9 protein-coding genes are annotated in these 13,361 nt (G+C 61.2%); 3 read left to right on the top strand and 6 right to left on the bottom strand.

Going from position 1 to position 13,361, the window contains the following annotated elements; genetic code table 11:
• Window positions 1-924: 924 nt before the first annotated feature.
• The 3 genes from CNQ84_RS06410 to CNQ84_RS06400 form a co-directional block, all read right to left on the bottom strand.
• Window positions 925-1,455 (bottom strand): REP-associated tyrosine transposase, encoded by a 531-nt coding sequence (locus CNQ84_RS06410; protein WP_096004081.1) that lies wholly within the window; start codon window positions 1,453-1,455, stop codon window positions 925-927.
• Between the two features lie 130 nt (window positions 1,456-1,585).
• Window positions 1,586-2,392, bottom strand: coding sequence for a substrate-binding periplasmic protein (locus CNQ84_RS06405; protein ID WP_096004080.1), 807 nt, complete (start codon window positions 2,390-2,392; stop codon window positions 1,586-1,588).
• A gap of 148 nt (window positions 2,393-2,540) precedes the next feature.
• Complete coding sequence (locus CNQ84_RS06400; protein ID WP_096004079.1) at window positions 2,541-3,242, bottom strand: FMN-dependent NADH-azoreductase; 702 nt, start codon at window positions 3,240-3,242, stop codon at window positions 2,541-2,543.
• 114 nt (window positions 3,243-3,356) lie between these two features.
• On the opposite strand from CNQ84_RS06400, the gene CNQ84_RS06395 reads away from it, so the two are divergent.
• Window positions 3,357-4,256: a LysR substrate-binding domain-containing protein gene (locus CNQ84_RS06395; RefSeq protein ID WP_096004078.1), complete on the top strand. Its 900-nt coding sequence runs from the start codon at window positions 3,357-3,359 to the stop codon at window positions 4,254-4,256.
• A 126-nt stretch (window positions 4,257-4,382) separates the two neighbouring features.
• Here CNQ84_RS06395 and trpB read toward each other — a convergent pair whose 3' ends face one another.
• The gene (gene trpB, locus CNQ84_RS06390) at window positions 4,383-5,591 is read right to left on the bottom strand and encodes a tryptophan synthase subunit beta (RefSeq protein ID WP_096004077.1); all 1,209 of its coding nucleotides are present in this window, start codon (window positions 5,589-5,591) and stop codon (window positions 4,383-4,385) included.
• A gap of 437 nt (window positions 5,592-6,028) precedes the next feature.
• On the opposite strand from trpB, the gene CNQ84_RS06385 reads away from it, so the two are divergent.
• Together CNQ84_RS06385 and CNQ84_RS06380 are read left to right on the top strand one after the other, a co-directional pair.
• On the top strand, window positions 6,029-7,351 hold the full coding sequence (locus CNQ84_RS06385; RefSeq protein WP_217350063.1) for an alpha/beta hydrolase: 1,323 nt from the start codon (window positions 6,029-6,031) through the stop codon (window positions 7,349-7,351).
• A gap of 147 nt (window positions 7,352-7,498) precedes the next feature.
• Complete coding sequence (locus CNQ84_RS06380) at window positions 7,499-8,242, top strand: class I SAM-dependent DNA methyltransferase (protein WP_096004075.1); 744 nt, start codon at window positions 7,499-7,501, stop codon at window positions 8,240-8,242.
• A 315-nt stretch (window positions 8,243-8,557) separates the two neighbouring features.
• Here the strand turns inward: CNQ84_RS06380 and CNQ84_RS06375 are convergent, their stop codons facing one another.
• Together CNQ84_RS06375 and CNQ84_RS06370 are read right to left on the bottom strand one after the other, a co-directional pair.
• Window positions 8,558-9,814, bottom strand: coding sequence for a ribonucleotide-diphosphate reductase subunit beta (locus tag CNQ84_RS06375; RefSeq protein WP_096004074.1), 1,257 nt, complete (start codon window positions 9,812-9,814; stop codon window positions 8,558-8,560).
• 262 nt (window positions 9,815-10,076) lie between these two features.
• Window positions 10,077-12,959, bottom strand: a complete 2,883-nt coding sequence (locus CNQ84_RS06370) for a ribonucleoside-diphosphate reductase subunit alpha (RefSeq protein ID WP_096004073.1) — start codon at window positions 12,957-12,959, stop codon at window positions 10,077-10,079.
• Between the last annotated feature and the right edge of the window lie 402 nt (window positions 12,960-13,361).

Genomic DNA, 13,361 nt, shown 5'->3' with positions numbered 1-13,361 from the left:
CCCGCCCCCGATCCGCCTGGCGCAAAAAGCCGTAGTGCGGAGAACGCCAAAGGCTTCTCCGCGTCGTCGCGGCGCGTTGGCTCTGGTGGAGAACGCTGCGCGGTTCTCCACGCTACGGGGTGGTTGCGGCGCGGCGGTTCTGGTGGAGAACGCTGCGCGGTTCTCCACGCTACGGGGTAGGGCGGAGAGTGCCAAAGGCTTCTCCGCGTGGTCACGGCGCGTTGGCTCTGGTGGAGAGCGCTGCGCGATTCTCCACGCTACGGGGTTGGGTGGAGAGCGCCAAAGGCTTCGCCGCGTGGTCACGGCGCGTTGGCTCTGGTGGAGAACGCTGCGCGATTCTCCACGCTACGGGGTAGGGCGGAGAACGCCAAAGGCTTCGCCGCGTGGTCACGGCGCGGTGGTTTTGGTGGAGAACGCTACGCGGTTCTCCACGCTACGGGTAGGGCGGAGAATGCCAAAGGCTTCTCCGCGTGGTCACGGCGCGGTGGTTCTGGTGGAGAACGCTGCGCGGTTCTCCACGCTACGGGGTAGGGCGGAGAGTGCCAAAGGCTTCTCCGCGTGGTCACGGCGCGTTGGCTCTGGTGGAGAGCGCTGCGCGATTCTCCACGCTACGGGGTTGGGTGGAGAGCGCCAAAGGCTTCGCCGCGTGGTCACGGCGCGTTGGCTCTGGTGGAGAACGCTGCGCGATTCTCCACGCTACGGGGTAGGGCGGAGAACGCCAAAGGCTTCGCCGCGTGGTCACGGCGCGGTGGTTTTGGTGGAGAACGCTACGCGGTTCTCCACGCTACGGGTAGGGCGGAGAATGCCAAAGGCTTCTCCGCGTGGTCACGGCGCGGTGGTTTTGGTGGAGAACGCTGCGCGATTCTCCACGTTACGGGGTAGGGCGGAGAACGCCGCAGGCTTCTCCGCCGACAAAGACACACCTTATTCACCCAATCTCAGCGCCTCGTCATCCGGCGCGTCACCCCAATCCGCTGGATATAGCCCGGCAGCGACCGCGCGATGAAAGCTGGAATAGGGCCAATCGGCCAGTCGCGTCACATGCCCATGTTTGATCGGGTTGTAGTGGATGTAGTCCAGGTGGCGTCGGTAGTCGTTGTCGTCACGAATCAGGTGTTCCCAGTAGCGGCGTTGCCAGATACCACGCTCGCCGCGCCGTAGCTGTGTTGCGGTGCGTGGTTCAGTGGCTGGCAGGCGTTTTGAGAAGCTGTGCTTGATCACTTGCCAGCGCAGCGAATAGTCAACATCTCCGAGTGGCAGGGTCCAGATGCAGTGCATGTGGTCGGGCAGCACTATCCAGGCGTCAATGTGAAAAGGATGGCGATCGCGCGCTGCGCGCACGCAACGCCGCAGCAGGTCGATCTCACGCACCAGCAGGTCGCTCCTGCGGTCGTGCAGGGTGACGGTGAAGAAATAGCTGGCACCCGGGGCGCGTGCGCGGCGGTAGCGGGGCATGGACTGACGGTTCTCTGAAGGCGATGCTGCACCATGGGCCACAGGCGCTCAGCGGCCAATCAGTTCAGAGCGGGGATGTGATGCGTTCGGGGTTTGCCGGGGCGGATTCTGTGTCCTGTTGGCGCTGGCTTCAGGGCGTGAGATAGCGTGCGACGATCTGCTGGTAACTGCCGTCACTGACCAGCTCTTGCAGGGCTGCAGTGTAGGCAGCAACAAACGCCAGGTCATTGGACGCCTTGCTTAGCGCGACCTCAGCGGCTTCGGTTGAGACCACAATGTGGGTGGCCGTGATGACGTTGGCCAGGCCGAGCTGCTGAATTTCCCAGGCGCCGGTGTGTTCGTCGGCAATGGCGCCGTCAATGCGTCCTCGGGCAATCATGCGCCACAGACTGCTGCGCTGGCTGACCATGGCGACGCGCTTCGCGTAGGCCGGGTCGCTCATCAACTGGAGGTAGTCAGGGCCATACAAGACGTCGATCTGCGCGCCAAGCCGAAAGGGCGTTTCGGCCAGCGCCTGGAGCGAGTCGGCAGGCCAATTGCCGATAGCTTCGTGGTGGGTAAACAGCAGGTTGCGGGCTGGCGGCAGCACCGAGCCAGAAAAATGCGCGTAGACTTCGCGCTCAGGGCGACGAAATGCACCGGGCAGAATATCCAGCCTGCCGGCTTCCAGCTCCCTCAGCGCGCGTGCCCAAGGCAGTTTGCGCAGCACGGTCTTGCAGCCCAGGCGTTCGAGTACGGTGGTGTGGGTATCAATGTGGATGCCTCGCACGCTGCCGTCTGCCAGTAACATGCTGTAGGGCGGGTCGTCGTTCCAGCGCAGGTTTTTCTGACAGGGTTCCGATGCATTGGCAGGTGACAGCGTCAGTAAAACGAATGCAAGCAGCCAGCCGCCACGGCGGGTGCCTCGGGTGCCTACCTGGGCTGGAATCCACTGCATTCGCGCTCGGCTCTACCATTTTGATTGAGGGAGTTTAGCAGGATGTATGCCGGGTACGGGAAGGGGGCAAAACGGACATTTTTTGCATTTTCTCATGTTCTGCAGCAAGCAGCGGCTGGCGCAGCGACCAGCCGCTGATGAGCGACACCTAGGCTGTTTCTGCCAGCTCCGCCGCTTGCGTGGCCTGCTGCAGCTGCTGCACCAGTGCATCGACTGCCGCATTGGCCTGGGCGACCGACGAGGCCAGCACCTCGCCGCCGAGTTCCTGCCCCTCGACGGCGATCTGATGGATCTGTGTGATGCCCATAAATCCCAGAGCGGTGATCAATGCGGGCTCCAGGTGATTGAGGGCTTCCAGCTCGCCACCCGGACCGAAGCCAACCCCACCGCGTGCGCTGAGAATGACCGCGTGACGAGGGCGGTCAGCCAGCAGCGGCGTATACGGATCGGCCGGGTTGCTGGTGTCGATATCCACGGTCTTGCCCGGGCGCACAACCTGATCGATCCACGCCTTCAGGGCGGCGGGCATGCCGAAGTTATACATCGGCACACCGATGACCAGAATATCGGCCGCGATCAATTCGTCAGCCAGTTGGTTACTTTCCGCGAGCGTCTCATGCATCCAGGGCTCTCGCTGCGCCTCGGGCGTGAAGCTGGCGGCGATCAAGTCATGACTGACGCAGGCGGGTGGGTGTTGCCCGATGTCACGGTAGGTGGTGGTGTCCTGCGGACGTTGCGCCAGCCACTGGCTGACAAAACGCTGGCTGAGACTTCGGCTGTGTGAGCCGTGCAGATCCTTGCCGGCGAAACCGGGGCGGGCGCTGGCGTCCAGTTGAAGAATGTGCGGCATGGTTTTCTCCTGAAGTTGAATTCATCTGAAATTGGCAACACACTCAGGCTACGGTCGCGTATAGAAGGCGACAAACGATGAATATTTTGACGTTCAGCTGAAAGGAATTCATCTATGGTACAGCGCAAGTTACCGCCGCTGTCTGCGCTCCGAGCATTCGAGGCGGCGGCGCGGCATGAGAGCGCCAAGCGGGCAGCCGAAGAGCTATCGGTAACCGCAACGGCGATCAGCCATCAGATACGTTCGCTGGAAGAATCGCTGGGCGTGTCGCTGTTTGTGCGCAAGCCGCGCAAGCTGGAGCTGACTGCGCCGGGGCGTGAACTGAAAGACGTGCTGGAAGGCGCCTTTGACAACATCAGCGCTGCGGTTGAGCGCTTGCGCAGGACCCCGCAGCGGCAGGCTATTACCCTGACCACCACGCCGGTGATTGCCTCTCGCTGGCTGCTGTCGTGGGTCTGCATGTTGCGCGAAACCCATCCGACTATCGACCTGCGTATCCACGCCTCGCATGACGCCGTGGCACTGGATGGTGTGACCGCCGATATCGCCATCCGCTACGGCGACGGCCGTTGGCCTGGCATGGTGGCGGAGAAGTTGCTGGACAACACCTTCGTTCCTGCTTGCAGTCCGCTGCTGGGTTTACACGATGTAAACGAGCTGCCCAAGCATTCGCTGATTCATTTTCACAGCCCGGTTATTGGTTCCGGGCCGGTGGATTGGGCGGGCTGGCAGAAACTGGCGAAGGTGCCTGGCCTGGATGTCAGTGCCGGGCTGGTGTTCTCCGATGAAACCCATGCGGTATCGGCAGCGGTAGGCGCACAGGGCGTGGCCTTGATGAGCCGTGAACTGATCGAGGACGAACTGGCTGCGGGTCGGCTGGTGCAGCCCTTCGGCCCGGAGATCAAGGGCAAGGCGTTTTATCTGGTCTACCCGGAAAGCCGCAAGAACGAGCCAACCATTCAGGCGGTGAGGGATTGGGTGATGGCGGTGCCGGGCGGGGTCTGCACGCTTTGAAATCGGGCTGCGTTTGGCAATGCGACCGATGGCGGACACGCTGCGCTTAGGCCGCCCGACGGCTGGGCTGCGGGTAGGGTGGACGAAGCCAAAGGCGTGTCCACCGCCCCCCCCGCTCTGGAGCGTTTACAGCTCCAGCTTCTGCGCGACGTAGTCTGCATCCTTGTCACCGCGGCCGGACAGGTTGACCAGGATGTGGCTGTCTTTCGGCAGGTTTGGTGCTTCGCGCATGGCCCAGGCTACGGCGTGGGCGCTTTCCAGTGCAGGGATGATGCCTTCGGTACGCGACAGGGTCATAAAGGCATCCAGACATTCCTGATCGGTAGCGGATTGGTAGTCGACGCGGCCGATGTCTTTCAGATAGCTGTGCTGCGGGCCGACGCCGGGGTAATCCAGACCGGAGGCGATGGAGTGCACGGCAGACGGATTGCCTTGTTCGTCTTCCAGTACGTAACAGGCCATGCCGTGCAGTTCGCCGGGCTTGCCGACCGACATGGTGGCGGCGTGCCGGCCAACCTTGTCCAGCCCCTCGCCAGCCGGCTCCACGCCGACCAGATGCACGGCCTCGTCGTTCAGGAAGGCGGTAAACATGCCCATCGCGTTGGAACCACCGCCAACACAGGCAGCAACGTGATCAGGCAGACGGTTGTATTTGGCGAGGAACTGCGCGCGTGACTCGTTGCCGATGATCGACTGGAAGTCACGGACCATTTTCGGGAACGGATGCGGACCAACCACGGAGCCAATCGCGTAGATGTAGTCCGTCGGGTTCTTCAGGTATTCCTCAAAGGCGCTGTCGACCGCTTCTTTCAGCGTGGCAGCACCGCGAGTCACCGGTACCAGCTTGCAGCCGAGAATGCGCATCTTGGTGACGTTCGGGTGTTCCTTCTCGATATCCACCTGCCCCATGTGAATCTCGCAGGGAATGCCCACCAGCGCACAGGCGGTAGCCAGTGCCACACCGTGCTGGCCGGCACCGGTCTCGGCGATCACCTTTTTCTTGCCCATGAACTTGGCCAGCAGTGCTTCGCCCAGGCAGTGGTTGATCTTGTGCGCGCCGGTGTGGTTCAGGTCTTCGCGCTTGAGGTGAATCTGCGCACCGCCGAGTTTCTCTGACAGACGCTTAGCGTGAAAGATCGGGCTGGGGCGACCCACGTAGTCGGCAAACAGGCTGGCCAGCTCCTGCTGAAAGTCTTCGCGCTGGCGGATCTCTTCATACGCCTTGTCGATATCGTCCATCGCCTGCTTCAGCTCCGGCGGTACCAGCTGGCCACCGTAGGGGCCGAAGTAACCGTTGGCATCAGGCATCGGAGTGGAGAGCAGGTCTTGGATCATGGCTGGGGTGTCCTTGCGAGTCATGGGGGTATTAAGACAGCGGTAGTGTAACCACTGCGAGCAGTCAGCGCATCCGCGAATATTGTCGACCAAACGCGCTGGAATAGGCGTTTGCGAGGTGTGCGCGGAGGCGGTGTGGCTATGCCGGCTCGCCGCTGTATACGCTGTGCTGCAGACTTCTCATCATTCGCAGTGATAATCGGCTATGGCCGCCAAATCTCCACTATGATCGGCAAGCGCAGGACTTGCGCAGCAATAACAATTACAAAAAACACTGGAGGTTTACCTTGCCAACTGCATCTTGGTCTCGGGCTGCCGTGCCCGTAGCGCTGTCTGCATTAATGCTGAGTGGTTGTTTGAGTGGTGGCGGTGGGGGCAGCGATTCTCCGCCGGCTGCCGAAACCCGCGCTCAAGATAGTCGTGACTTCCGAGCTGAATTGCCAGCTACCTTGCCGGCCGCGCTGGCCGGCACATCTATCTACTTCGGTATCTACGAGGGTCTGCAGGGCGATGCCATCTATTCGGTTGAAGTGCCGGATGGCTGGGATGGTGATGGGCTGGTTATGTGGACCCATGGCTATGCAGGCGAAACACTCGACCTGAGCCTTGCCATGCCGCCGGCAGCCTGGCGCTTGGCTGTACTGAACGCCGGGTACGCCTGGGCGGCGTCCTCCTACTCCGCCAATTGGTACGATGCCCGTGCCGGTATCGAAGATACCAACAAGCTTGCTCTCAACGTTGTTGACTATATCGAGCAGGACTACGGTGAACGGTATACCGCTCCCAGTCAGTACCTGATCTCGGGGGTTTCGATGGGCGGCCACATCGCTGCCGCCGCAGTTGATCGCGAGAATCTTGAGCAAACCCAGTTCTCTGTGCCTTATGCAGGGGCTGCGCCTTTTTGCCATGCAGAGCAGAATGAGTTTCAGTGGTTGGGCGACTACACCCGGGTAATGATGGAAATCTCCGGCTACGGCGATGAGGACTACTCTCGCTTCCTTGAGCTGGCGGGTGAGTTTACCGACTTTGGGTCTGCTTCTCTTATTACCTCTCCTGGCCCCATGGTTGATGCGCTGTTCAATCAGTTGCCTAATGGCTGGCCGAACTGGGCGTCACCGAAGGGGGTTGCCGGCGAGCGGCTGGTAGCCATCGCCGAAAACCTGACTGGCGGTAAGAGGCCGATTTTCAACATTGGTTATGCCACGCCCTTGCAGGACATCGTGCTGGGCACCGGCGGTAGCGATGGTCGCATCAATGGCATCCTGCTCAAGAGCATGTACGGGAATGAGGATGTGGTGTATCGCTGGACCACTGGCCCCACACCCACCGCAGAAGAGATCGAGTTTAACGAGTCTCTTGATCGCGTCAGCGCCGATCCGGACGCCAACCCCCTACGTGACGACGGGGTGCGCTGGATACCGCTGGTCAACGGGGACTTTGACGTACCCGTTCTGACCATGCATACGCTTGGCGACTTCTACGTACCGTTCCGTCATCAGCAGTTGTACCGTGAGCGCGCAGAGGCCAATGGCAATGAAGACTTGCTGGTGCAGCGGGCCATTCGAGCGCCGAGCCACTGCGACTTCTCGGACGGTGAGTACACCGCCGCGATCAACGACTGGCTCACGTGGGTGAACGGTGGTGCCAAGCCGGCCGGTGACGAGGTGCTTGATCCGGTCGTGGTTGCAAACGACAACTACGGTTGTACCTTCACTGTGGGTGAGCGCGCCGGCCTGCCGGCCTGTGCAACTCCCCCGTGATAGGAACGTCCTGGTAGCCCGACTACCATGACATCGGCCCACGATTGCGTCGCTCTGGCGCAATCGTGGGCTCTTCCTGCAGATTTCAGGTGACTTTCTGTCACCGCGATATATGATGCGCCACCGCCATTTCAGCGCCAGGCCATCATGTCCCACAACGCCATCTACACAGACCTATCGGGTTACTACGACCTGATGTGCGCCGACATCGATTACCCGGCCCAAAGCCGGTCTGTGCAGCGTATCCATCAGCTGTTCGGCAACGGCGGTCAACGCCATCTGGACCTGGCCTGCGGTACCGGCCCGCACGTGCGTCACTTTCTGGACGCGGGGTTTCAGACCAGTGGTCTGGATATCAATCAGCCGATGCTGGATCTGGCGCAGCAGCGCTGCCCGGAGGCAACCTTCTCTCAGCAGGACATGTGCGGTTTCAGCACCACGCAGCGGCTCGATTTGATCACCTGTTTTCTCTACTCCATCCACTACAGCGGCAGTATCGACCGGCTGCGCACGTGCATAGCCAGTGTCCATGCTGCGTTGGCCGATGGCGGCGTGTTCTGCTTTAACAGCGTAGATAAGAGCCAGATCGACAACAGCTCCTTTGTGTCCCATTCGGTGCGTCAGCACGACGCCACCTTCTGGTTCAGCTCTGGCTGGTATTACGCAGGGGAGGGTGAACAACAGCGCCTGCGTCTGCGCATCGAACGCACGGATGCGCAAGGTACCCAGCTCTGGAAAGACGAGCACCCGATGGTTGCCGTGACCTTCGGTGAGCTGCTTGAGTTGCTTGATCCGTATTTTGAGGTGCAGCTGCTGGAGCACGATTACCAGCGGCTGGTGCCGTGGAATGGGACATCCGGGAATGCGTTGGTGGTGGCGGTGAAGCGTTAAATCATCATTAGACTGATCGTTCCCGCGCTCCCCGCCTTGCCGCAGGCATGGTCAGCGAGCACAAAAAAGCCCGGCAGAAGCCGTAATGCTGTTCACTTAATAGAAACGCCGCGCTCCGAATAGGGGGGCGGTGTTTTCCATTGCATGTTTTTTGAGCATGGGAATAGCAGCATCCCTTTGGGATGGGCTGGAAAATATAAAAAATCCCGCTGCCGAGCGGTCGGCAGCGGGATTTTAGAATGGCCTTCAGGAAGCAAATGCCTAAGTGAGCAGCATTACGGCTTCTGCCGGGCTTCTTTGTTGGGGGCTGCTGGATCAATCCCAGGTCAGCGCACCGCCAGTCTGATACTCGATCACGCGGGTTTCGAAGAAGTTTTTCTCTTTCTTCAGGTCCATGATCTCGCTCATCCAGGGGAAGGGGTTGGTGGCGCCCGGGTATTCCTCTTTCAGACCGATCTGGGTCAGGCGGCGGTTGGCGATGAACTTGAGGTAGTCCTCCATCATCGCTGCGTTCATGCCGAGTACGCCGCGGGGCATGGTGTCGCGGGCGTATTCGATTTCCAGCTGGGTGCCCTGCAGGATCATCTGAGTCGCTTCATCCTTCATGGCGGCATCCCACAGGTGCGGGTTTTCGATCTTGATCTGGTTGATCACGTCGATGCCGAAGTTCAGGTGCATGGACTCGTCACGTAGGATGTACTGGAACTGCTCGGCAGTACCGGTCATCTTGTTGCGGCGACCCATGGACAGGATCTGGGTGAAGCCGCAGTAGAAGAAGATGCCTTCCAGTACGCAGTAGTAGGCAATCAGGTTGCGCAGGAACTGGCGGTCGGTTTCAGGCGTGCCGGTGTTGAACTGCGGGTCGGAGATCGAGCGGGTGTACTTGAGGCCCCAGGAGGCTTTCTTCGCGACGCTCGGGATCTCGTGGTACATGTTGAAAATCTCGCCTTCATCCATGCCCAGCGATTCGATGCAGTACTGGTAGGCGTGGGTGTGGATCGCTTCCTCGAAGGCCTGGCGCAGGATGTACTGGCGGCACTCGGGGTTGGTGATCAGGCGGTATACGGCCAGCACCAGGTTGTTGGCAACCAGGCTGTCGGCGGTGGAGAAGAAGCCCAGGTTGCGCTTGACGATGCGGCGCTCGTCTTCGGTCAGGCCGTCGGCGCTCTTCCACAGGGCGATGTCGGCGGTCATGTTGACCTCTTGCGGCATCCAGTGGTTGGCGCAGCCGTCGAGGTACTTCTGCCAGGCCCATTCGTATTTGAAGGGCACCAGCTGGTTAAGGTCGGCGCGGGCGTTGATCATCTGCTTGTCGCCAACCTGTACGCGGGCGGCGGAGCCTTCCAGGTCGTCCAGGCCTTCCTGAATGTCCAGCTCGTCCAGCGCGGCCTTGGCGCGGGCGATGGCGTCGGAGTCGTCGGCGCTGATCTGGCGCGCGTCTTCGACCGAGCTCTCGGCCTGGTTTTCCATCGCCGGGCTGTCGCCTACCGGCGCGGCGGGCTTGGCCTGCGCGGGCTTGCCGGCAGGGGCAGGGGTGGTGTCTTCGCTATCGAATTCGTCCCAGCTGAGCATGGGGAGTCTCCCTTTGGTCGACAGCCGCAAGCGGTAAGCTGCAAGCGGCAAGTTGTTCGATGTGGCTGCGGCGAGCGTGCTCGGCGCGGCGCTTTGGTTTGTCTGGATTCCCGCCTTCGCGGGAATGACGCGAGGGGCGGGGTGGTACTGACGTTTTCGCGCTCCGAGCGGTGCAGCTACTCGGAGCGGTTGCAGGCGAAAACGGTGCGGCTTGCCTTGGACTGCTTGTGGCTTGCAGCTTGAGGCTTGCCGCTGGCCTGCCTTATTGGCAGGCCTCACAGTCCGGATCGTCAATCGAGCACGCCTGCGGCACTGGCGCCGGGCCGGCGGGTGCTGCGGCCGGGGCGCTGTCGGCGCCGCTGGAGACGGCGTTCAGCTTGCCGGTGTTGACGGTGGACTTCTCGGTGCTGGTGGCGGCCAGGGCACGGAGGTAGTAGGTGGTTTTCAGACCACGGAACCATGCCATGCGGTAGGTCACGTCCAGCTTCTTGCCGCTGGCGCCGGCGATGTACAGGTTCAGCGACTGAGCCTGGTCGATCCACTTCTGGCGGCGGCTGGCGGCTTCAACGATCCATTTGGTATCCACTTCAAAGGCGGTGGCATACAGCGCCTTGAGGTCGTCCGGGATACGGTCGATCTGTTGTACGGAGCCGTCGTAGTACTTCAGGTCGTTGACCATGACCGAGTCCCACAGGCCGCGGGCTTTCAGGTCGCGGACCAGGAAGGGGTTGATCACGGTGAACTCGCCCGACAGGTTCGATTTGACGTACAGGTTCTGGTACGTCGGCTCGATGGACTGCGATACGCCGGTGATGTTGGCGATGGTCGCGGTCGGTGCGATGGCCATGATGTTGGAGTTGCGGATGCCGCCCTTGACGCGCTGGCGTACCGGCTCCCAGTCCAGCGTGGTGCTGCGATCGACTTCCATGTACTTGGCGCCACGTTGCTCTGCCAGGATGTCCAGGGAGTCGTAGGGCAGGATGCCTTGCGACCACAGCGAGCCGTCGAAGGTGGAGTAGCTGCCGCGCTCGTCAGCCAGGTCACAGGAGGCCTGGATGGCGTAGTAGCTGATCGCTTCCATCGACTGGTCGGCAAAGGCCACGGCTTCTTCGGAACCGTAAGGGATGTGCTGCAGGTACAGCGCATCCTGGAAGCCCATCAGGCCGAGACCGACCGGACGGTGCTTGAAGTTGGAGTTCTTCGCCTGGGGCACGCTGTAGTAGTTGATGTCGATCACGTTATCGAGCATGCGTACAGCGGTGCGCACGGTGCGCTCCAGCTTGGCGGTGTCCAGCTTGCCGTCGACGATGTGCTGCGGCAGGTTGACCGAACCCAGGTTACACACGGCGATTTCGTCAGCCGAGGTGTTCAGGGTGATCTCGGTGCACAGGTTGGAGCTGTGTACCACACCGGCGTGCTGCTGCGGGCTGCGCAGGTTGCAGGCGTCCTTGAAGGTCAGCCACGGGTGGCCGGTTTCGAACAGCATGCTGAGCATCTTGCGCCACAGATCGCGCGCCTTGAGGGTCTTGTGCAGCTTCAGCTTGCCGTACTCGATCAGCGCTTCGTAGTACTCGTAACGCTCTTCGAAGGCCTTGCCGGTCAGGTCGTGCAGATCGGGCACGTCGGAGGGCGAGAACAGGGTCCAGTTGCCGTCATCGAAGACGCGCTTCATGAACAGGTCCGGAATCCAGTTGGCGGTGTTCATGTCGTGGGTACGACGGCGGTCGTCACCGGTGTTCTTGCGCAGCTCGAGGAATTCTTCGATATCCAGGTGCCAGGTTTCCAGGTAGCCGCAGACCGCGCCCTTGCGCTTGCCGCCCTGGTTGACCGCAACCGCGGTGTCGTTGACCACTTTCAGGAAGGGGACGACGCCCTGGCTCTTGCCGTTGGTGCCCTTGATGTAGGCGCCCATGGCACGAACCGGTGTCCAGTCGTTGCCCAGACCGCCGGCAAACTTGGACAGCATGGCGTTGTCGTGGATGGCCTTGTAGATACCGGACAGGTCATCCGGCACGGTGGTCAGGTAGCAGGAAGACAGCTGCGGACGCAGGGTGCCGGCGTTGAACAGGGTCGGGGTAGACGCCATGTAGTCGAAGCTGGACAGCAGGTTGTAGAACTCGATGGCACGGGCGTTACGGTCGGCTTCTTCGATCGCCAGGCCCATGGCCACGCGCATGAAGAAGAACTGCGGCAGCTCGATACGGGTGCCGTCGCGGTGCAGGAAGTAACGGTCGTACAGGGTCTGCAGGCCCAGGTAGCCAAACTGCTGGTCACGGTTGTGGTCCAGTGCGGCGCCCAGTTGCTCCAGATCGAATTCGTTCAGCTTGGGGTCGAGCAGTTCGTACTCGATACCGGTCTGGATGTAGACCGGCAGGGCCTTGGCGTACAGGGTGGCCATGTCGCTGTGGGTGGCGCTGGCGGCAACCTGCAGGTGGCTCAGGGCCTCGGCGCGCAGGTTGTCCAGCAGCAGGCGAGCGGTCACCTGGCTGTAGTTGGGCTCGCGCTCAACCAGGGTGCGGGCGGTCATCACCATGGCGGTGTTGACGTCCAGCTGGGTGACGCCGTCGTACAGGTTCTTCAGGGTTTCCTGCTCGATGTGGTTGGCATCGACTTCGGCCAGGCCGTCGCAGGCCTCGCTGATGACAGTGCGCAGGCGACCCATGTCCAGCGGCTGACGGCTGCCGTCGGGCAGGGTCACGCGGATGCTCGGGTGGGCATCGGCCGGGGCTGTGGCCTGACGTTCCTGGCGCTGGCGGGCGTGCTCTTCGCGGTACAGTACGTAGCTGCGGGCAATTTTCTGCTCACCGGAACGCATCAGGGCCAGTTCGACCTGATCCTGGATTTCTTCGATGTGCAGGGTGCCGCCGGAGGGCAGGCGACGCTTGAAGATGGCGCTGATGGTATCGGTCAGATCATCGACGGTCTGACGAATACGCGAGGACGAGGCGGCCTGGCTGCCTTCCACGGCCAGGAAGGCCTTGGTCATGGCGATGCGGATCTTGTCGTCGGTGTAGGGCACCAGGGTGCCGTTGCGCTTGATAACGCGCAACTGACCGGGAGCGCTGAGCTGCAGGTCGGAGTCCTGTTGTTCCTCGCCATGCAGATTGCTGGAGGAGGTAGAGGGGGGCGTCGGGTTGACCTGCATGACAAACTCCTTTCTGGTCGTGGACACGAGATGCTGTACGTATTGCGCCTGGTGAGGGACGTTAATGCTCTGTTACGGTGCCGAACTGATCAATTTTTGTGCGTAGCGGTGTCGATAATTTGATCAATATGTGGTGATCGGCCTTGAGTTCGACACAAGATAGTGTGTGTTTTATTCGGAGGCAAGTGACTATTTAGTGGTTTTTTTCTGGGCCTGAATGGCCGGTCTGGCGGCAAGGCAGCAATGCTGCGGGCTAGGGGCATGTTTGACCGTTTGGCGGCTTTTTTTGAATCTGTGATGGGGTCTGCGCAATGGATTTTGTCAACCCTTGAAGGCGTCGGATTTGCTGTGATTTGCGGCCGTTGGCTGTGCGGATCGGGGCAGTATGTCAACAGCGGAAAT

It is taken from the genome of Pseudomonas abyssi (assembly GCF_002307495.1).
GTDB lineage: Bacteria > Pseudomonadota > Gammaproteobacteria > Pseudomonadales > Pseudomonadaceae > Halopseudomonas > Halopseudomonas abyssi.
Note: the sequence above shows the minus strand (reverse complement) of the source record. Positions and strands in the feature narration are given on the sequence as shown.